This is a genomic window from Alloactinosynnema sp. L-07, assembly GCF_900070365.1.
In the GTDB taxonomy this organism is placed as follows: Bacteria; Actinomycetota; Actinomycetes; order Mycobacteriales; family Pseudonocardiaceae; genus Actinokineospora.
The window spans coordinates 2,402,164-2,420,439 of sequence record NZ_LN850107.1 but is presented as its reverse complement, the minus strand read 5'-3'; the positions used below and the strand labels follow the sequence as shown (position 1 = coordinate 2,420,439).

The window sequence follows — 18,276 nt, the reverse complement described above, 5'->3', positions numbered from 1 at the left end:
CCCATGCGTTTCGCCGACCGGGTCGAGGCGGGTCGGGTCCTCGCGGGCAGCCTGACCCACCTGAGCGAGGAAAAGCCGATCGTCCTCGGCCTCCCGCGCGGCGGCGTCCCGGTCGCCGCCGAGGTCGCCGCCCGGCTGGGCGCCGAGGTCGACGTGGTGCTGGTGCGCAAAGTCGGCGCACCGGGCCATCCCGAACTGGCCGTCGGCGCGGTGGGGGAGGGCGACGTGACCATCCGGTCCGAGCGGGTGCTGCGCGAACTGGACCTGACCTGGGCCGATGTCGCCCACACCGCGGCCAAGGAACGCGCCGAGATTCTCCGTCGCGTGGAGTCCTTGCGCGGGGGCGGGCCCCCACCGGACCTCATCGGCCGAACCGTGATCCTGGTCGACGACGGCGTCGCCACCGGGGCGACGCTGGTGGCCGCCGTGCGCGTCGTCCGGCGGATGGGAGCGGGCCGGGTGGTCGTCGCGGCCCCGGTGGCCCCCGCCGACGTGGTGGCCGACCTGCGGCTGATCGTCGACGAGGTGGTGTGTCCGCTGACGCCGCGGCGGTTCTACGCGGTGGGCTACTGGTACGAGAACTTCACCCAGGTCGACGACGCCGAGGTGCGCGCGATCCTCGGCCGCTAATGCTGCTAGTCGACCAGGACACCCTGGTCGGCGGTGGGGCCGAGCAGGTCGAGGATGCGCCGCATGGCCGGGGGAGGGTTGTGCAGCACCAGGTGCCTGCCGTCGGTCAGCGACCCGGCGACCCGGACCAGGGTGATCACGCCCGAGATGTCGATGAAGTCCAGTTCGGCGAGGTCGAGGTGGACGTCGCCCTCGGCTTGGCGGCACAGCGCGACCAGGAACTCCTCGAAGTCCGGCCGGTTCGTCAGGTCCGCGTGTCCCGAGATGCGTGCGCCCTGCCGCGGTATGCCGACTGGGGAGTCCGACTCCGGCACCGGGTTCAGGTCAGCGATCGTGGCCACCGCCTCGAAGAGCGGCGATTGGCCGGTCAGCCACTCGCACGGCCTGCCCTCCCAGTGGATTCCGGATCTCGGTGGAGGGCAGCCTACGCGTGCCCCGCTCGGGTGTCCCAGGTCAAAAGTCCCTCAGGCGGGGACCGCTGGTAACAACACCGTGAATCGCGTCCGCCCCGGTTCGCTGAGCACCGTCACCGTGCCGTCGTGGGCGTGCAGGACCGCCGAGACGATGGCCAGACCGAGGCCCGTCCCGCCCGCCGACCGCGACCGGGAGCCGTCGCCGCGGGCGAACCGCTCGAAGATCTCCGGGCGCAGGTCGGCGGGGATGCCGGGACCGTCGTCGGTGACCGTCAGCTCGACGTGGCCGTCGGCGCGCGCCAGTCCGGTGGTGACCGTCGTGCCCGGGGGTGTGTGGGTGCGGCCGTTGGCCAGCAGGTTCGCCACGACCTGGTGCAGCCGCTGTTCGTCACCTGTGACCACTACCGGGTCGCTGGGCAGATCCAGCCGCCACTGGTGACCCGGGCCCGCGACGCGCGCGTCGCTGACCGCGTCGACCACCAGGCGGGACAGGTCGACCGGTTCGGTGAGCAGCGGCCTGCCCGAGTCGAGCCTGGCCAACAGCAGCAGGTCCTCGACCAGCGTGGTCATCCGGCCCGCCTCGGACTCCACTCGCGACAGCGCGTGCGAGATCGGCGGCGGCACCTCGTCTGGCTGCCTGCGCACCAGCTCGGCGTAGCCGCGGATCGCGGCCAGCGGGGTGCGCAGCTCATGGCTCGCGTCGGCGACGAACTGCCGAACCCGGGTCTCACTGGCATGGCGGGCCTCCAGCGCGTCGGACACGTGCCCGAGCATCTTGTTGAGCGCCGACCCCACCTGGCCGACCTCGGTGTCCGGGTCGGTGTCGGCCTCCGGCACCCGCTCCGACAGCGCCACCTCACCGCGGTCGAGCGGCAACTCGGCGACCCGGCGCGCGGTGGCCGCCATCCGGTCGAGCGGCCGCAGCGTGCGGCGGACGATGACCACGCCTGCCGCGCCGGTGATGGTCAACCCGACCAACGAGACGGCGCCGAGGACGAGGCCGACGGTCCACAGGGTGTCGTTCACCTGTTCCATCGGCAGACCGGTGATGATCACGTCCGCGGGGCCTTGCGTCTGGGTCGCCACCAGGCGATACGTCCCCAGACCGCCCAGGTCGCGGTCATATTTCGAGCCGATAGGGAGATTGGTCAGGATCGAATGGAAGCGTTCGGGGATCTCCTCCTCGACGCCCCGGACGGTCTGCAGCCGCGTGTCTGAGACCTGGCCGTCGTTGATCCACGCGTTGAGGGTTCCGGGGCCCTGCCCAGGTATGGGGCCCTGGCCCCGACCGAGCGGAGGCTCGCCACGCGGCGGTCCCTGCCGCCCGGTCGCGCGGTCACTGGCTTCGCTCAATTGGCGGTCCAACTGGTCGACCAGGAATCCGCGCAGCACAACAAGAGTTACCACGCCGATGACCAGACAGACCATCGCGAGCAACACGACTTGCTCGGCGATCAACCGCGTCCGCAGCGTCTTAGCGCGCCGGTTTGAGAACATATCCCGCGCCCCGCATCGTGTGGATCATCGGTTCCCGGCCCGCGTCGACCTTCTTGCGCAGGTAGGAGATGTAGAGCTCGACGATGTTGGCTTGGCCGCCGAAGTCGTAGTTCCACACCCGGTCGAGTATCTGTGTTTTGCTCAGGACCCGGCGCGGATTGCGCATGAGGAAGCGGAGCAACTCGAACTCGGTGGCCGTCAGGCTGATCTCGTCCCCACCGCGGAAGACCTCGCGCGTGTCCTCATCGAGCGTGAGATCGCCGACGACGAGACTCGCCCCGGCGGTCGCCTCGGTGACCCCAGTCCGCCGCATGAGCGCACGCAGGCGGAGAACGACCTCCTCGATGCTGAACGGCTTGGTCACGTAGTCGTCACCGCCTGCGGTCAGCCCGGCGATTCGGTCCTCAACGGAGTCCTTGGCGGTGAGGAAGAGGACCGGAAGCGTGTCGGTCTCGGCACGCAGTTTGCGCAGCACCTCAAGCCCGTCGAAGTCAGGCAGCATGACGTCCAACACCACGGCGTCCGGCCGGAACTCCCGCGCCACCCGCACCGCCGTCGCCCCATCAAGCGCACTGCGGGCGTCCCAACCCTCATACCGCAGCGCGAGGGTCACCAATTCCGCCAGGGTCGGCTCGTCATCGACGACGAGCACCCGGACCGGCGTCCCATCCGGTCGCCGAAGTTCAGGCCGATGCATGGGTCCATGATGCGCCCGCCTCATGACACCCGGCTGTGGCGAACCTGTGGGCTCCCTGTGCGTCACTTGTCGACGGGATCCACGACCTTCGCCGCCGCCACGATGATCGACCAAAGCGGACTCCGCGTGCGCTCGTAGTACACCCGCCGATTGGCAGGCTCCCGATGCTCGGTGAGCATGCCGAGATCCACCAACCGCGTCAGCTCGATCCCAGTCGCACTCTGCGCGATCACAGTCTTCGGCGGCTCGGACTGATAGAACCGAGGCCCCGCATGCAAGTGAATCCACAGCGCGAGCCGCAGCCTGCTCGGCCTGCCGAACATCAGCCTGCCCACGTCGCCCGCGTCCATGTGCGCTCCAGATATGCGGTAGTCGTTATCCGATATCAAGATAGCGGCCCGGGGTGGGAGTGACAATCGCCAGGGGGCCTCGGCCTGGCCTACTGGCCTTGATCCAGCCCGGCCTGGCCCGAACTCGGTCCGGGCGTGTCCTAGCCGGAACCCAACCGGTCCCAGGTCTAGGGCATGTCCTGTGGATCATGGCGGGCGCTATCCGCGATCCACAGGACACGCCCTTGCCCGTCCGGCGAGATCAGGCCATGCCGACGTTCCGGCCCTGGCAGTTCTCACTTTGTCTCAGCACCGGCCCAACGCACGCCCCCCAGTCCAGCTCTAGCTTGGCCCATCGCAACCCAAGCCACCGCGACCAGCCCAATTCCAGGACTGACCCGCTGGCCTGCCCAGCGTTGGCTGGCCCGAACGTGTTGCTCGGTTCCCGACGATCCATGCCTGCCCCTGCGGCCTGTACTGGCGGGCACGACCTCGGCGCGGTGTTGACCTGGCGATTCTCAGCGCACGCCGCGGGGACGGAACTGGATGCTGATTCTGGGCCCGACCGGTCGGGCGGTCTTCGGCACCGCGTGTTCCCAGGTCCGCTGGCATGACCCGCCCATGACCAGCAGATCCCCGTGCCCCAACGCGTGTCGCACTGCCGCGCCGCCCGATCTCGGTCGCAGCAGCAGCGCTCTGGGCGAGCCCACCGACACGATCGCCACCATCGTGTCCTCGTGCGCGCCCCGGCCGATGGTGTCGCCATGCCAGGCGACGCTGTCTCGGCCGTCACGGTAGAAGCACAGGCCCGCGGTGGCGAAGTGCTCCGGTTCGTAGTGGGCGTTCAGCGCGTCGAGGGCCTCGGTGAGGCGGGGGTCGGGTAATCGGGTGTCTTCGTCGTAGAAACAGAGGAGACGAGGGACGTCGACCACCGTGTCGTACATCGCCCGCCGCTCCGCCCGCCATGGCACCGTGTCGACCAGGCGCTGGAACAGATCGTCGGCGCCGTGGAGCCAGCCGGGCAGGACGTCGAGCCAGGCGCCGTCGGTGAGATGGACTCGGCGTACACGGGAGAGCGGGGCGAGACCGGCGGCGTCCGGTCCGTCCCACAAGGATCCCTGCAATGCCAATGCCATACCCGCGACCCTACCCGAACTATCGAACACGTGTTCACAGGCGCGCGAGCTGTCCACAGGCGATACTTCAGGCAGACATCTCGACCCATCGGGAGGGGGCACGATGCTCGCGGCCGTAAGTTCCACGCCAGTCGTCGACTTGGGAGCCCGGTTGCGGGCGTCGGTGGCGAAGGTGGTCGCCGACGTCGGCCGGTCCGGGGTGGTCGATGAGCTTCGCGCGGGCTTGGCGTGGACTGCCGCTTGCGGACAGACGTGCCAACTCACCGGTCCTGTCGCCAGGGTCCGCCAGGCCGTCGGCGAGATCCAGGACGGCGACCTCGCCGCGGCGGAAGCGTCGCTGCGTCGAGCGCTCGCGGCGCTGAGGTGAGCACGGACACTCGCCGGTGGGAACTAACGCTGCGTGGTGAGCGTTTGGTGGGTGTCGCTTCCTGAATCAGGACCGGTGGACGTTTCCCGGCGGTGTCCCCCACGCTGCCGGACGTACGCCATCGGTGCGCGGGCGACCATGCCGCCGGCCGGACAACCCCCATCCGGTCCGGTCGGCGGCAGAAAACTTCACCAGGGTGTCGGCGTGGCGGCTCATGAATCCGTCACGCCGACCTGGTGCGCCGGTGTGCGATCGATCATGGGTGCAACCCTGCCAGTGAATGTGTCCGGCACTGGTACCGCAATCCCGAGGTCCCGCAGACTAGTGGGGTGCGATCCATGCGCCCAATTGCGGTGAAGGGAGCGGAATATGGCTTCAGTGACAAACGCGCTGCGTTCCGGGGTATTCGGCGACGATTATGTGATGCTCGCCGACAAGATCGCCATCGCGTTGAATGGGCTGCCCAGTCGGGGTCGGCGCGACGCGCTGCGCAGGCTCGGGGAGGTGCTCGCCGACAAGCAGGCCACCGGTGACGGGGCCGCGGTGCACCACTTCGTGGAGTGCCTGGAAATGACCGCCCGGATGTCCCGCACCCGGGACTACAAGATCGCCATGGCGCGTGTCGAGGCCGCAGGCGACGCGCGCGACATCAACGATGTGATCGCCATGCTGGAGGCTGGAGCCGATGAGTCGGGAACGAATGCGGCTTAAGCTCAATCTGGGGCTTTCCCGCCTCGAGAAATGGGCCGCGAACGCGGGACAGGCGGAGAAGAACGCGCTGTATCGGGCGCTGTTCTCGGTCGCCGACGGCACGGTGTTCCGTTCGTACAAGGTGCTCGACGACGTCTCCCGGTCCGGCGAGTTCTTCGTCGTGGTGCGGGAGAACCTGATCGTCAAGATCTGCTTCCGCGAACCGGACGTGTTCGGTGTGCTGTACATCGGCGCGCCGGAAGAGCCCGCCGAGCAAGAGGTTGAAATCTCCTGAATCGGCGTCAAGCCGCCAGGTGATCGCCTTGTCTGGGTCCGATTGGCCCAATCGGAATTCGCGTTGTTGAGCTTGTATCGATCATGTGCAAGCCTGGAGTCGGGTTCTCGCGCGTCCAGACAAGTCGGAATTGACTGCCGATTGATCAAGGAGACACGGTGTCGGAATTGGACATTCCCGGACTGGATGTGTCCGGTCGGGTGCGCGCTCGTGACATCCAGATGGCGGCCGTGGCCGACGTGCGCCGCCGGGTGCTGATGATCTCCGGCGCGGTCGACGCGATCGACCACGACGTGTCGATGAGCCTGCACCTGCCCGAGCCCGGGCGCTGGCAGGTGATCAAGTCGGAGACCAACCTGACCGATCAGACGTGGACGGCCATGCAGGTCACCACCGACGAGGACACGTACTTCGTCGACGGCGGGGACGCCATGATCATGTCCCGGCAGTTCGCCCGTACGTTCCTGACCCCGGATCTGCGCAGGCTGACCTACCACGACGGCGAGGTCCGCCCCGGCGAAGCCGTGCTGAAGGTGTTCGAACTCGAGTGTTCGACGCGCAAGCCCACCTACGCCCACGCGCGCTACAGCGCCGCGCCGACTGACACCCCGGAGCAGATCGCGGCCGCGGTGGAGCAGATGGTCGCCGACGGGATGCCCACCCGGCCGGTCATCGAGATGATCATCCCGGTCACCGTCATCGGCTGAGTCCGCGACGCTTGACGCCTTACCGACGAAGCCGGCTCGCCCGGCTTCGTCGGCGCGTCCTACCCCCTTGAGGCCACATGATCAAGTTCATGCCCGAACCGCGGTTGCTCGACTCCCCGCGCGGACGGGACTGGCCCCGCCCCCTCGTCGTGCCGTCCCCGCCGACCGGCGTGCCGCTGCCTGCCAGGGCCAACGCCCTGATCGTCGGTGCGGGCCCGGCGGGCCTGGCCGTCGCGTCCGCGCTGTGGCACCTCGGGGTGCGGGACGTTGTCCTGGTCGATCGCGACGGGCGGCCGTGTCACCGGTTCTTCGACCGGATCGACCGGCTGGGCCAGCGGGTGTTGAGGTCGCCGTACGAGCATCACCCTGGCGTCGAGGGCTACCGCGACTGCGAACTGCTCGACTTTGCCCGGATGCACTGGTCCCTGCTGACCCGGGACGAACGCGGTGAGATCCGGATGGCTCAGTCGGGACACCGCTCGGTCGTGCCGGTGGACGTGTTCGACGCGTACTGCCGCCATGTCGCCGGCGTGCACGGCGTGACCGAACAGACCTGGCAGGCGACAGTCACAGGCATCCGACCCGATCGGGACGGCGTGGTGGTGGCCACCGATCGGGGCATGATCGACGCGCGCTTCGTCGTGCTGTGCCAAGGCGAGGAACGACGGCAAGCACCGGACGGCTGGCGTGGTGGCTACTGGGACGAACCAGTACCGGCGGCAGCGAGGTCGATCGTGGTGGTCGGCGCGGGCCTCAGTTCGGCACACATCATCGCCAACGCGCTGACGTCGGGCCGCCACGTGCACTGGGTGGTCCGTGAGACCGAAGAGCGATACCAGTGCGCCGACGTCAACGCGTCGTTCTTCCGCCCGGAGGGCCGCGCGAAGTTCGACGCGGGCTCGTGGGCCGACCGACTCACCCTCATGGACAGGCACCGCCGCGCATCGGTGATGTTCGAGTTCCAACCATTTCTGCGCGCCGCTGAGGTTGACGGCAGGCTGACTGTGCACCGAGGCCATCCGGTCGCGGAGGCGTGGACCGGCGCGGTGCGGCTGGCCAACGGCGACACGGTCATCGGTGACCACGTCGTCTTCGCTCTAGGAACCACCCCTTCCATCGGCACCGGTCTGCTTCCGGCCGAGATCGTCGCAAGCCGCGACGGCTGGCCCGATCTTGATGAGCGCACGCTCGCCTACCGCGCGGACCCACGCGTCTTCGCCGTCGGTGCCGCCGCGTGCATGGTGCTCGGCCCGGCCGCCCGCAATATCGACGGGCACCGCGTCGCCACGGCCCGCGTCGCGGCCACCATCGCCGCCCGCTCCGGGATCTTGGCCCCGACCAGACTCCTCGCGGAGGCAGGCGCCTTTGTCTGACACCAGATTCACCCTGCCCGCCATCGACGCCCCAGCCTCGACCGAAACGGGCGTGATGCTGCTCGGCCTGGACCCGGAACGCCTGCTGGCGTGCCTGGCCGTGGTCACCCTCGCCGACGATCCAGGCCAGGTCGCCATGCTTGTCGACCACGTGCGACACGGCGGCGCCCACCTGACCATGCCCGACTTGATCACCGCGGGTGCCCACCACTGGCGCACGATCCGGCCCGACCTCGCCGCGGCCGACCCGAATCCGGTCGTGTCCGCCGCGGTCCGCCAGACCTGGGACCGCGCACACACCGCGATCGCCGCCGAACTCACCACCGTCGGCCCGGCCCGGCTGGTCTACCTGACCGTCTGCTGGCTGCGCCGTGCCGACATCGACCCCGTCGCCGCCCTGTCCGGAGGAGAACCGTGACCCACCTGCCGTCCCTGCCGGAGAACGCCGTCCTGCTCGACGTCTTCCAGCGCTACCCGGAGACCGCCCGCCCCTTGATCGACTATCACGAGACCGTCATGCGTGCCCCGTCGTCCCCTTTCAGTCTGGGGGAGCGCGAGCTGATCGCCGCCTACGTCTCCGGTGTCAACGCCTGCGGCTACTGCCACGGCGTGCACACCGTGACCGCCGAGGCGTATGGCGTCGAACCCGGTCTGCTCACCGCCGCGGTGGCCGACCTGGACACCGCGCCCGTCGATCCCCGGATGAAGCCGGTCCTGCACTACGTCGGCAAGCTGACCCGCAGTCCGTCGAGCGTCACCCAGTCGGACGCGGACGCCGTGTACGCCGCAGGCTGGGACGAGCGGGCTTTGCACGACGCGGTCCTGGTCTGCGCGTTGTTCAACTTCATGAACCGCATGGTCGAGGGCCTGGGCATCACCGCGGACGCGGCCTACTTCGCGAAGTCAGGGCAGCGTCTCCACGACATCGGCTACGCCGGTCTGTCGGAGATGATCCAGCAGGCGAGCGCATAGCCGCAGTGTCTCGGTCGGCGAGCGGTTGATCTCGGTTGACCTGTCTCGGTGAAGGCGAGTGCCACGTCCTCGATGAAGTAGATCGTGTTGAGCGTGATCAGCCCGTCCAACTCGGCGTCCGCCAGTGGAAGCGCGGTCATCGAGCCGGTGTGCAGGCGCAGTTTGCCCGAGTGGAACCGGCGGGCCGCGCGTTCGACCATCGAGGGGGAGTAGTCGATCCCGTGGGCGAGGCCCGCGCGCTCGATCAGCAGGCCGAGTCCCAGCCCGCCGCCGAACCCGAGGTCGGCCACAACATCGTCCGCTGCGGGCGCCACGGTCGGTGGCTACGTGTCCTGTTGCGCTCCTTCTGGTTGTGTCGGCTGGTCATCGGCCGGATCGATGCCGTACTCGCGGGCGAGGGTGGTGTAGATCGGGTGCGGGTCGATCAGCAGCATCGTTGGGCCTTTCGTGGTGAAGGACGTCGCTATGTACCCCTTCTCGGTGGATTGACAGCCGGCGTAATGGCCTAGGCCGATTCCGTTGCGCCAAGGAGGTCGAGATATCCCTCACTCGCATGCCAGAGCGCGTCGGCGGTCGGCTCGAGCTTGCCCGGTTTCCACCGGCGCTCGGTGTAGGTGGCGGTGCACGCGCGTAAGGCGCGCAGGCTCACAGCCAACTCGTCCGCGAGGCGCTCCGCTCTGAGGCCGGGGGAGGGGGCAGGTAACCGAACGTCGTCGATGTCGTTGTCGGCGATCGCCCGCAGGGCGTCTTCGTTGATTCCGTCCGCGACCGTCCAGATCAGGACGGGACGGTCCAAGGCGTGGTTCCAGACCGGCGCGCTCGCGGATCGCCAGTGGAGCGTGACCGGCGCCGTCTGCAGGCGCGCGGCGTAGGCCCAGTGCTGAGAGCCGTGTGGCTCGGTCAGCCACGCGGCATCGCCCGGTGGCAGGTCGACCACTAAGGCAACGGTCACCGTGTCGATCTCGGCGGCTTGGGTGAGGATCTCACCCGCCGCCCACAGTTCGTCGACGCGCAGCGGAAAGATTGATCGTGGCCTGGTGGCCATGTCCGCGCAGGTCTCCGCAGTGGTGCGCAGGTGGTGCAGCGCACGTGCCCTCTTCATTGCCTCTGTCCTCCGGTCGGTTTGGGGTGACGTGGAGAACGTTACGGGAGCGAGAGGGGCCACCGCCTCGGTCTCTGGTCTCAAGTGGACTAGATCTTTGGTCCTAGGACCGTCCCTCGCCCCAGAGTTCGCTCAGATAGTTCCGCACCGCGTCGACGCCTCGGTCGTGCAACCGGTGGATCCGCCGGGTGCCTTGGCGCTCTTCGACCACCAGCCCCGCGCCGCGCAACAGTTTCAAGTGGCGCGACACCGCGGGCCTGCTTATCGGCAGCGCGTCAGAGATCTCCTGGACGGAGCGTCCGCCGTCGGCGAGCAGCCGCAGGATCTGTCTGCGATTCGCGTCGCCCAGGGCGTCCAGCTGCGCGTCCGCCACGTTAGGCGCCGCCCTCGACCCGCTTCTTCAGGCCCGAGGCGAACTGGTCGAACGACGGCTGCAGGTCGGGCATGGATTTCCAGATCAGCGGCAGCATCAGCCCGGTGTACTCCTCACGCATGCGGAACTCGGTGACGGAGTCCGATGTGGACGACAGCGTGTAGGTGCGTACGCCGCGGAACAGGCCCAGCGGCATGCCCCCGGAGAACGTCATCCCCGAGTGGGGCGTCATGGCGGTGACCTTCACCGGGAACGTGCGGTCGGGGCTCGCGGCACTGGTGACGCGGATCTTCGCGCCGGGTTCGATCCCCCCTTCGACCTTGGTGACACCCGAGTCCCAATTCGGCCAGTTGGCGCCGTCGGTCAGGACGGCCCACACCTGTGCGGGAGTGGCGTTGATCGTCGCGCTCGACTCGTAGGACTTCATGTCTGCTCCTTGACGTGGACTGATGCCCTGAACCGTAACACCAGAGTTACCGACAGAGGCTCTGACCGCGATTGGAATCCAAATATCAACCTTCCACTATCAAGATAACAGATGGTTGGCCAAGCGCGAGCCGGTCACCTCGCTACTCAAAGACAAAAACGCCTAGACGGGGGGTCTGCGCGGCTGGTCACGTGGTGTGGCTGATGAGGAACGCGGCGGTGAAGCCCGCGGTCGCGACCAGCCCGGTGGTGTTTCCGCCGTTCTCGAAGGCTTCCGGCATCATTGTGTCGGCGAGCATGGTCAGGATCGCGCCCGCCGCGAAGGCCTGGATGACCGCGATGGTGGCAGGCGATGACGTGCCGAGGAACGCGTAGCCGAGTCCGGCGGACAGCGCCGACGCGAGTGCCACGCCCGTCCACAGACTCAGGATCCAGCGGGTCGAGTGTCCCGCTTTCCGCAGGCCGGACGCGGCGGACATCGACTCAGGAATGTTCGACAGGAACACCGCGACGACCACCGCGACGCCGACCGATCCGCCGCCGATCAGGGAGACTCCAATGGCGGCCGACTCAGGGACGCCGTCCAGCAATGAGCCGAGCACGATCGCCATGGCAGTGCCGGACGACTGTCGCCCATCGGACCGTTTCCGATGTTCCCCGCCGTGGTGATCGATGGCGAGGTCGCCGAGAAAGAAGGTGATCGAACCAGCGGCCAGACCCGCGGTGAGGGCGAGCGCCCCTCCCGCCTGGAAGGACTCGGCGGCCAGTTCGAAGGCCAACGCGCTGATCAGTACCCCAGATCCGAAGGCCATCACCAGCCCGATCAGTCGCGGCCGCGGGGTTCCGACGAGCCCTAGCAGGGCGCCGATCACCAATGCCATCCCGCCGACCAAACCCCACCACATCGCTTCCCACATGCGGGTCAGCTTCGCCTCTCCGCGCACGCTTCGCACCTGCGGGTGATCGTGGCCAGAGGTCCTGGCCAGTAGGCTGATCGTTCATCGCGAGGGGAGCGGGCTGTGGCCGTGGACAACAGCAACCGGGAGGCGTACCTCAAGCGACTGCGCCGGATCGAAGGGCAGGTCCGCGGTCTGCAGCGCATGGTGGAAGAGGACAAGTACTGCATCGACATCCTGACCCAGGTCTCGGCGGCCACGAAGGCGCTGCAGGCCTTCTCCCTGGAATTGCTCGACGAGCACCTCGCCACGTGTGTCGTAGCGGCCGCCGCCGCGGGTGAGCCGGAAGCGTCCAAGAAGGTGCGGGAGGCCTCCGACGCCATCGCGAGGCTCGTTCGGTCTTAGGGGTACCCCCGTAGGGTATGGTTGAGGTGTCCGACAAGGAGGGCACCGGATGCACGGCTACAGCGACGACAAAGACGACTACCTCAAGCGACTGCGCCGGATCGAAGGGCAGGTCCGTGGTCTGCAGCGCATGGTCGAGGAGGACAAGTACTGCATCGACATCCTGACCCAGGTCTCGGCGGCCACGAAGGCGCTGCAGGCGGTCTCGCTCGGGCTGATCGATCAGCACTTGAGGCACTGCGTCGCCGAGGCGATCGCCGATGGTGGCGGCGCGGCCGATGACAAGGTCCGAGAGGCGAGTGCCGCGATCGCGCGGCTCGTCCGGTCGTAGGGAGTCAAGTGAGTACGGCACGCAAGATCGGGGCGTACGGGGTCATCCTCGCGCTTGTCGCGGCTGGGGCGTACGGGCTCGGCGCGGCCGTCGGACCGTTCGAAGCCCCCGCGAGTGACACCCACCAGGTCGACTCCGGGCACACGGAGGGCGAGTGACCACGAACCTGACGCGTACCGCCGAGCTGGAGCTCACGATCGGCGGCATGACGTGCGCTTCCTGCGCGAACCGGGTTGAACGCAAGCTCAACAAGCTCGACGGCGTGACGGCCACGGTCAACTACGCCACGGAGAAGGCCAACGTCGTCTACGGCGATGGTGTCGACCCGGCGACGCTCATCGCCCAGATCGAGGCAGCGGGCTACACCGCCGCGCTGCCCGAGGCGGCTGACGACTCCCGTGAGCACGACGGGCTGCGTGAGCGGCTGATCGGGTCGGTCCTCCTGGCGGTCCCCGTTGTGGCGATGGCGATGATCCCGCCGTTGCAGTTCACCTACTGGCAGTGGGTGTCATTGGCGCTGGCCACCCCGGTCGTGACGTGGGGTGCTTGGCCGTTTCACCGGGCGGCGTGGCTGAACCTGCGGCACGGGGCCGCGACCATGGACACCCTGGTGTCGATGGGCACGTTGGCGGCGTTCGTGTGGTCGCTCTACGCGTTGTTCCTCGGCTCGGCAGGCACGCCAGGCATGACTCATCCATTCGAGTTCACCGTCGCTCGAACGGATGGATCCGGCGCGATCTACCTTGAGGTCGCCGCAGGAGTTACGGCTTTCATCCTGGCAGGCCGGTACTTCGAGTCGCGAGCCAAGCGGCGCGCGGGTGCGGCGTTGCGGGCACTGGTCGACCTCGGCGCCAAGGATGTCGCGGTCCTTCGGGACGCGGGTGAGGTTCGGATACCGATCGGGCAACTGGCCGTCGGTGAGCGCTTCGTGGTTCGGCCCGGTGAGAAGGTCGCGACGGACGGTGTGGTCGATGAGGGGTCTTCCGCGGTCGACGTGAGCATGGTGACCGGTGAGTCCGTGCCGGTCGAGGTGGCCGCGGGAGACAACGTCGTCGGGGGCACGGTCAACGTCGGCGGCAGATTGATCGTCACCGCGACGCGGGTGGGCGAGCACACGCAGCTCGCGCGGATGGCTCGGATGGTCGAGCAGGCTCAGACCGGCAAGGCCGAGGTGCAGCGGTTGGCTGACCGGGTCTCGGCGGTGTTCGTCCCGGTGGTGATCGCGTTGGCGGTCGGGACGCTGGCGTTCTGGTTGGGTGCGGGCGCGGCGACTTCGGCGGCCTTCACCGCGGCGGTGGCGGTGCTGATCATCGCGTGTCCGTGTGCGTTGGGGCTGGCGACGCCGACGGCGCTGCTGGTCGGCACCGGGCGTGGTGCGCAGCTCGGGATCATGATCAAGGGCCCGGAGGTGTTGGAGTCCACTCGTCTGGTCGACACCATCGTGCTGGACAAGACCGGCACGGTGACCACGGGCCAGATGTCTCTTGTGGAGGTTCGGGTCGCCGATGGCGAGGATGAGGCGGAGGTCCTGCGGCTCGCTGGGGCGGTCGAGGACGGGTCGGAGCATCCGATCGCGCAGGCGATCGTGCGGGGTGCTCGTTCCGCTGTCGGTGAACTGTCGCCCGTAACCGATTTCGCTGCCGTCGAGGGCCTCGGGGTTCGGGGTACAGTGGACGGACGGGTGGTGGTGGTCGGTCGGACTTCCTTGCTGGACCAGGGAAATCCGCACCTGCCGAGTGATCTGTTCTTCGCCAAGGCTGATGCGGAGCGGCGTGGTCATACGGCGGTCACGGTCGGTTGGGATGGGCGGGCACGCGCGGTGCTCGCTGTCGCCGACACCGTGAAGCCGACGTCGGCGGAGGCGGTCATGTGGCTGCGGTCGTTGGGGTTGACGCCGGTGTTGTTGACGGGCGACAACGAAGCGGTGGCGCGGACGGTGGCGGCCGAGGTCGGCATCACCGAGGTCATCGCGGAGGTCCTGCCTGAGCAGAAGGTCGAAGTGGTGGCCAGGCTGCAGGGTGAGGGCAAGGTCGTGGCGATGGTGGGCGACGGTGTCAACGACGCTGCCGCGTTGGCGACAGCTGACTTGGGGCTGGCCATGGGGACGGGCACCGATGTCGCGATCGAGGCGAGCGATCTGACGTTGGTGCGCGGTGACCTGCGGGCGGCGGCCGACGCGATCCGGTTGTCGCGGCGGACGCTGCGCACGATCAAGGGCAATCTGTTCTGGGCGTTCGCGTACAACGTGGCGGCGGTGCCGTTGGCGGCGGCTGGTCTGATGAACCCGATGCTGGCGGGTGCGGCGATGGCGTGCAGCTCGGTGTTCGTGGTGACGAACAGCTTGCGGCTACGGAGTTTCCGTGGGCTTGCCTGAGCGGGTGAGGAAGTCGATGGTGATGTCGGCGAACAAGGGTCGTTCGACGGCGGCGTGATCGGCGCCGGGGATCACGGCGAGTTCGGCGTTGGGGATGGTTCGGCACAGGCGGGGTGCTTGGGTGAGGACGTCCTCATCACGGTCGCCGGTGATGATCAGCGTTGGCACGGGGATGCCCGCGAGTTGTTGGTCGGTGTAGGTCGGCAGGGTCAGCCACAGGCGTGAGGTGTTGGCCATGAACGTGGGCACGTAGTCGGCGCCGTGGAGTTTCTTGATCACGTCGAGGAAGCCGGGGATCGTGCGCTCGAACAGGTCGATGTCGACTTCGCCCGGTGTGCTGAACCCGATCGCGGCGAGGGCGTCGCGGTACTGCTCGCTTTGTTCGACGACGACACCGCCGAGGACGAGTGCGGACACCAGTTCTGGTTTGCGGAGTCCGAGTTCGAGGGCGATCTGCGCGCCGTCGCTGTAGCCGACGACGGCGGGGCGGTTCAGCCCGAGTTCGGTGATGAGGGCGGCACAGTCGTCGGCGAACAGGTCGTAGGCGAAGTGGCCTGCGGGGTTGTCGCTGAGTCCGTGGCCTCGGGTGTCGGGGACGATCACGCGATAGTGGCTGGACAGCGTCGGGAGGTGGGCTGACCACATGAGTTCGCCGGTGACGAGGCCGCCGTGGAGCAGGATGATCGCCGGATTGGTGCCGCCGCTGTCGGTGTAGTGGATCGCGGTGCCGTCCGGCAGGGTGGTGATCATGGTGCCTCCGGGACGAGCAGCACGGGCCGGTGGGTTGTGCGGGCAAGTGCGGTTCCGACTGAGCCACGGGTGACTCGGCCAGGGTTCCAGTGCCGGTGGTGGCCGACGATGATCATGGTAGCGTCGAGTTCTTCCGCGGCGGTGCGCAGGACCGGGGCCGGTTCGCCGATCTTGACGTCGAACGCCCACCGTCCCGGGAACCCGGTCAGGGCGTCGCGGACCGTGTCGCGTAGGGCGGTGAGCGCGGTGTCGGCGTGCGACTCCCAGTCGTCGGCGTCGGGGTCGACTGGGTAGTCGCGCAGGTCGACGGCGTGCAGGATGTGCAGGTCGGCGTCGAGGCGGGTGCCTAGGTCGGCGGCGACGGCGAGGACCGCGACGCTGAGGTCGCGGTGGTCGACGCCGACCGTCAGCGTGGTCATGGCCTGCGGGCGATCACGATGTCGCGGAGGATGGCCTGGTCGACGCGGTGGGCCAGTGATCGGTACGGGCCGTGGTCGATCGGGTCGAGCCCTGCGTCGGCCAGTACCTCGAGCGCGTCGGCGCGGGAGGCGACGTTCGTGTTCCACGCGATGCCGAGGCTGCCTCCGGGGCGTAGTACCTGGGCCCAGATCGGGGCGGCTTCGCGGAGCAGGTCCAGTGGGCTGCGCTGCAGGGCCTGGCCTGCGCGGCTGCCGTGCTGGACGCCGTAGGGGGCGTCGGTGACGATGAGGTCGATGCTGTCGGCGCGGTGGAACTCGCGGGTTTTGACGGTGTCGGCGTTGATGTAGGTGAGGGCGAGTGCGTCGCCTGCTTTGTAGCTTTCCTTGCTGAGGCCGATGGATACCTGGAGTTTGCGGCCGAGGAGGTGTTTGTCGCGGCGGACGCGGGTGATCTCGGCCTGGTGTTTGACGCGTTTGCGTTTGAGCCAGGTCTGGATGAAGGTCGCGTAGGCCTCGAAGTCCTTCTGGTCGATGTCGATGCCCGCTGCGTCCCAGCCGTACATGATGACCTGGTTGAGGGTGGTGCCTCGGCCGCACATGGGGTCGAGCACGCGGAGGCGGTGGTCGAGCATGTCGTGGGCCCGTGCTGAGGACATGAGGGTGACGTTGAGCAGGAGTTTGGTGAACAGCTCGTTGGTCTTGCCCTGGTATTTCTGGATGGTGATCAGGTCGTCGTCGAAGGCGTCGAGCCGGTGTGCGTGGAGGGGTTCGAGGAGTTTGCCGTCGACGCGGAACAGGGCGTACAGCGTCGACAGGTTCGCGAGGTAGGCGATGTCGGTGTCGCTGAGGGTGTCCGCGGTGAAGGTGACGTAGGGGACGCCGCCGAGTTCGGTGCGGGCGAGGTCGCCCAGGCGACTGTCCAAGACGGACTGGTTGAAGACCTGGAGCTCGGCCAGGGTCAGTTCGACGGACGCTTCGGCGTAGACGCGGTTCGTCGAGGGCAGGATCAGCAGTGCGTAGTCGGCCATGGTGGGCCCGATCCTAGGGCTTCGCGTCTCCGTCAGCCGACCGATGTCTCCCGTTCGCGGCGGGGAGACCGTTGCGGGGTACGTCACCTTCGATGTTGGAGCCCGCCATGACCCTGCACCGGTTGCCCGGCCGAGACACCGACAGCCATGACGAGTGGATGAACGTTCACGTCCGTCGCCTTTCGCGAAGGCGCCCCCTGTACCAAGGGGGCGCCTTCGTCGTTCTCCGGTCAGTCCTCCTGGTCGGCGACGAGCTTTCCGCCTTCCAGCAACGTCTTCAGCGCGGAAAGGATCATCGTCCAACCGTCCTGGACTCCTTCGAGCATCTTGCTGTCCGGGCTGTCGAAGCCGTCGTGGGTGATGGTCAGCTTGATGCCCATCATCGGGATCGCCGCGGGCTCGATGTCGAAGGTGACCCTGGACTTCTCCTTGAGCGCCTCGGCGAACTCCTCGTCGCTTGTGAAGAGGTCGCGGTGCATCGGCTGCAGGGTGTGCCACGTGTAGGACAGTCGCTTGCCGGGGATCGCTTCGAGGACTTTCTGGTCCAGATCCTCGAATTCGCCCGCGGGGTTGGACTTCCACTTGATCGGCGAGCCCACCGTCCAGTCCGACTCAGGCCCGGTGCCGCCCATGTAGATCTTGATGAACTCCGGGTCGGTGAGCGCGCGATAGATCTTGTCCGCGGTGGTCTGGATGTAGGTGACGTAGACGAATTCCGGCTTGCTCATCGGAGGTCCTTCCAGGGCATGCTTGAGGTGCGACAGCGCGGTCATGCGGCCGCGTTCGTAGCGTCCGATCCACCGGTCTGCGATCTCGTGGACGGGCACGGGGTTGAGGTAGTGCCATTTCTCGCGGCCGTGCTTGACGGCGGTGACCAGGCCCGCGGCGGACAGCACGTCGAGGTGTTTGCTCACGGCTTGCCTGGTCATCGCCAAGCCCTCGCTCAGTTCCCGCAGGCTTTGCCCGTTGCGCTCGTTGAGTTTGTCGAGCAGGCGCCTGCGGTGGGGGTCGGCCAAGGCTCGGAACACCGCGTCCATCGCGAGCAGAATAGGCAACCGCATGGTTG

At 67.9% G+C, this 18,276-nt stretch carries 26 protein-coding genes; 12 read left to right on the top strand and 14 right to left on the bottom strand.

Annotated features, from left to right (window positions below; translation table 11 throughout):
* The first annotated feature begins 3 nt into the window (after nucleotides 1-3).
* On the top strand, nucleotides 4-630 hold the full coding sequence (locus BN1701_RS10860; protein ID WP_054047960.1) for a phosphoribosyltransferase: 627 nt from the start codon (nucleotides 4-6) through the stop codon (nucleotides 628-630).
* Between the two features lie 5 nt (nucleotides 631-635).
* Here the strand turns inward: BN1701_RS10860 and BN1701_RS10855 are convergent, their stop codons facing one another.
* The 5 genes from BN1701_RS10855 to BN1701_RS10835 all read right to left on the bottom strand — a co-directional run bounded on the left by BN1701_RS10855 (nucleotide 636) and on the right by BN1701_RS10835 (nucleotide 4,702).
* A complete protein-coding gene (locus tag BN1701_RS10855; protein ID WP_054047958.1) occupies nucleotides 636-971 on the bottom strand; it encodes an STAS domain-containing protein in 336 nt (111 codons plus the stop codon).
* A gap of 123 nt (nucleotides 972-1,094) precedes the next feature.
* Entirely contained in the window at nucleotides 1,095-2,540 is a 1,446-nt protein-coding gene (locus tag BN1701_RS10850; protein WP_054047956.1) for a cell wall metabolism sensor histidine kinase WalK, read from the bottom strand.
* Nucleotides 2,518-3,237 carry a response regulator transcription factor gene (locus tag BN1701_RS10845; protein ID WP_172803228.1) on the bottom strand — a complete coding sequence of 240 codons (720 nt, stop codon included), beginning with the start codon at nucleotides 3,235-3,237 and terminating at the stop codon, nucleotides 2,518-2,520. Before BN1701_RS10845 ends, BN1701_RS10850 begins: the two co-directional genes overlap by 23 nt.
* Nucleotides 3,238-3,299: 62 nt before the next feature.
* The gene (locus tag BN1701_RS10840; protein ID WP_054047952.1) at nucleotides 3,300-3,587 is read right to left on the bottom strand and encodes a hypothetical protein; all 288 of its coding nucleotides are present in this window, start codon (nucleotides 3,585-3,587) and stop codon (nucleotides 3,300-3,302) included.
* Between the two features lie 497 nt (nucleotides 3,588-4,084).
* The gene (locus BN1701_RS10835) at nucleotides 4,085-4,702 is read right to left on the bottom strand and encodes an alpha-ketoglutarate-dependent dioxygenase AlkB (RefSeq protein ID WP_054047950.1); all 618 of its coding nucleotides are present in this window, start codon (nucleotides 4,700-4,702) and stop codon (nucleotides 4,085-4,087) included.
* A 103-nt stretch (nucleotides 4,703-4,805) separates the two neighbouring features.
* Between BN1701_RS10835 and BN1701_RS10830 the strand changes: the two genes are divergently transcribed.
* From BN1701_RS10830 to BN1701_RS10800, 7 genes are all read left to right on the top strand, one after another.
* The gene (locus BN1701_RS10830) at nucleotides 4,806-5,069 is read left to right on the top strand and encodes a hypothetical protein (RefSeq protein ID WP_054047948.1); all 264 of its coding nucleotides are present in this window, start codon (nucleotides 4,806-4,808) and stop codon (nucleotides 5,067-5,069) included.
* Between the two features lie 369 nt (nucleotides 5,070-5,438).
* On the top strand, nucleotides 5,439-5,780 hold the full coding sequence (locus tag BN1701_RS10825) for a hypothetical protein (RefSeq protein WP_157367915.1): 342 nt from the start codon (nucleotides 5,439-5,441) through the stop codon (nucleotides 5,778-5,780).
* On the top strand, nucleotides 5,755-6,054 hold the full coding sequence (locus BN1701_RS10820) for a DUF6235 family protein (RefSeq protein WP_157367914.1): 300 nt from the start codon (nucleotides 5,755-5,757) through the stop codon (nucleotides 6,052-6,054). The genes BN1701_RS10825 and BN1701_RS10820 overlap by 26 nt, the downstream gene beginning before the upstream one ends.
* A gap of 158 nt (nucleotides 6,055-6,212) precedes the next feature.
* The gene (locus BN1701_RS10815; RefSeq protein ID WP_231949562.1) at nucleotides 6,213-6,761 is read left to right on the top strand and encodes a DUF6423 family protein; all 549 of its coding nucleotides are present in this window, start codon (nucleotides 6,213-6,215) and stop codon (nucleotides 6,759-6,761) included.
* Nucleotides 6,762-6,838: 77 nt separating this feature from the next.
* Nucleotides 6,839-8,134: an FAD/NAD(P)-binding protein gene (locus BN1701_RS10810; protein WP_054047942.1), complete on the top strand. Its 1,296-nt coding sequence runs from the start codon at nucleotides 6,839-6,841 to the stop codon at nucleotides 8,132-8,134.
* Nucleotides 8,127-8,552: a DUF6187 family protein gene (locus tag BN1701_RS10805; protein WP_054047940.1), complete on the top strand. Its 426-nt coding sequence runs from the start codon at nucleotides 8,127-8,129 to the stop codon at nucleotides 8,550-8,552. Before BN1701_RS10810 ends, BN1701_RS10805 begins: the two co-directional genes overlap by 8 nt.
* Nucleotides 8,549-9,106 (top strand): carboxymuconolactone decarboxylase family protein, encoded by a 558-nt coding sequence (locus BN1701_RS10800; protein WP_054047938.1) that lies wholly within the window; start codon nucleotides 8,549-8,551, stop codon nucleotides 9,104-9,106. The genes BN1701_RS10805 and BN1701_RS10800 overlap by 4 nt, the downstream gene beginning before the upstream one ends.
* On the opposite strand, the gene BN1701_RS10795 is transcribed toward BN1701_RS10800, so the two are convergent.
* The 5 genes from BN1701_RS10795 to BN1701_RS10775 form a co-directional block, all read right to left on the bottom strand.
* A complete protein-coding gene (locus tag BN1701_RS10795) occupies nucleotides 9,064-9,420 on the bottom strand; it encodes a class I SAM-dependent methyltransferase (RefSeq protein ID WP_082859776.1) in 357 nt (118 codons plus the stop codon). The genes BN1701_RS10800 and BN1701_RS10795 overlap by 43 nt on opposite strands.
* Before the next feature lie 191 nt (nucleotides 9,421-9,611).
* On the bottom strand, nucleotides 9,612-10,208 hold the full coding sequence (locus BN1701_RS10790; protein WP_054047934.1) for a hypothetical protein: 597 nt from the start codon (nucleotides 10,206-10,208) through the stop codon (nucleotides 9,612-9,614).
* A 103-nt stretch (nucleotides 10,209-10,311) separates the two neighbouring features.
* Nucleotides 10,312-10,581, bottom strand: coding sequence for a helix-turn-helix transcriptional regulator (locus tag BN1701_RS10785; protein ID WP_054047932.1), 270 nt, complete (start codon nucleotides 10,579-10,581; stop codon nucleotides 10,312-10,314).
* Nucleotide 10,582: 1 nt separating this feature from the next.
* Complete coding sequence (locus BN1701_RS10780) at nucleotides 10,583-11,008, bottom strand: SRPBCC domain-containing protein (RefSeq protein ID WP_054047929.1); 426 nt, start codon at nucleotides 11,006-11,008, stop codon at nucleotides 10,583-10,585.
* Nucleotides 11,009-11,195: 187 nt separating this feature from the next.
* Nucleotides 11,196-11,951 (bottom strand): ZIP family metal transporter, encoded by a 756-nt coding sequence (locus BN1701_RS10775; protein WP_369800518.1) that lies wholly within the window; start codon nucleotides 11,949-11,951, stop codon nucleotides 11,196-11,198.
* A gap of 75 nt (nucleotides 11,952-12,026) precedes the next feature.
* Here BN1701_RS10775 and BN1701_RS10770 point away from each other — a divergent pair, with 75 nt between their 5' ends.
* From BN1701_RS10770 to BN1701_RS10760, 4 genes are read left to right on the top strand one after another with little or no spacing between them, the layout of a single operon-like run.
* Complete coding sequence (locus BN1701_RS10770; protein ID WP_054047927.1) at nucleotides 12,027-12,308, top strand: metal-sensitive transcriptional regulator; 282 nt, start codon at nucleotides 12,027-12,029, stop codon at nucleotides 12,306-12,308.
* Between the two features lie 49 nt (nucleotides 12,309-12,357).
* Nucleotides 12,358-12,639 carry a metal-sensitive transcriptional regulator gene (locus tag BN1701_RS10765; protein WP_054047925.1) on the top strand — a complete coding sequence of 94 codons (282 nt, stop codon included), beginning with the start codon at nucleotides 12,358-12,360 and terminating at the stop codon, nucleotides 12,637-12,639.
* Nucleotides 12,640-12,647: 8 nt separating this feature from the next.
* Nucleotides 12,648-12,797, top strand: coding sequence for a hypothetical protein (locus BN1701_RS35455; RefSeq protein ID WP_157367913.1), 150 nt, complete (start codon nucleotides 12,648-12,650; stop codon nucleotides 12,795-12,797).
* Between the two features lie 47 nt (nucleotides 12,798-12,844).
* A complete protein-coding gene (locus tag BN1701_RS10760) occupies nucleotides 12,845-15,013 on the top strand; it encodes a cation-translocating P-type ATPase (protein WP_082860316.1) in 2,169 nt (722 codons plus the stop codon).
* Here the strand turns inward: BN1701_RS10760 and BN1701_RS10755 are convergent.
* The 4 genes from BN1701_RS10755 to BN1701_RS10740 all read right to left on the bottom strand — a co-directional run bounded on the left by BN1701_RS10755 (nucleotide 14,987) and on the right by BN1701_RS10740 (nucleotide 18,271).
* Nucleotides 14,987-15,763: an alpha/beta fold hydrolase gene (locus BN1701_RS10755; RefSeq protein ID WP_054047921.1), complete on the bottom strand. Its 777-nt coding sequence runs from the start codon at nucleotides 15,761-15,763 to the stop codon at nucleotides 14,987-14,989. The genes BN1701_RS10760 and BN1701_RS10755 overlap by 27 nt on opposite strands.
* Nucleotides 15,760-16,182, bottom strand: coding sequence for a universal stress protein (locus BN1701_RS10750; RefSeq protein ID WP_054047919.1), 423 nt, complete (start codon nucleotides 16,180-16,182; stop codon nucleotides 15,760-15,762). The genes BN1701_RS10755 and BN1701_RS10750 overlap by 4 nt, the downstream gene beginning before the upstream one ends.
* Nucleotides 16,179-17,210 (bottom strand): TRM11 family methyltransferase, encoded by a 1,032-nt coding sequence (locus tag BN1701_RS10745; protein WP_054047917.1) that lies wholly within the window; start codon nucleotides 17,208-17,210, stop codon nucleotides 16,179-16,181. Before BN1701_RS10745 ends, BN1701_RS10750 begins: the two co-directional genes overlap by 4 nt.
* A gap of 230 nt (nucleotides 17,211-17,440) precedes the next feature.
* A complete protein-coding gene (locus tag BN1701_RS10740; protein WP_369800515.1) occupies nucleotides 17,441-18,271 on the bottom strand; it encodes an ArsR/SmtB family transcription factor in 831 nt (276 codons plus the stop codon).
* Between the last annotated feature and the right edge of the window lie 5 nt (nucleotides 18,272-18,276).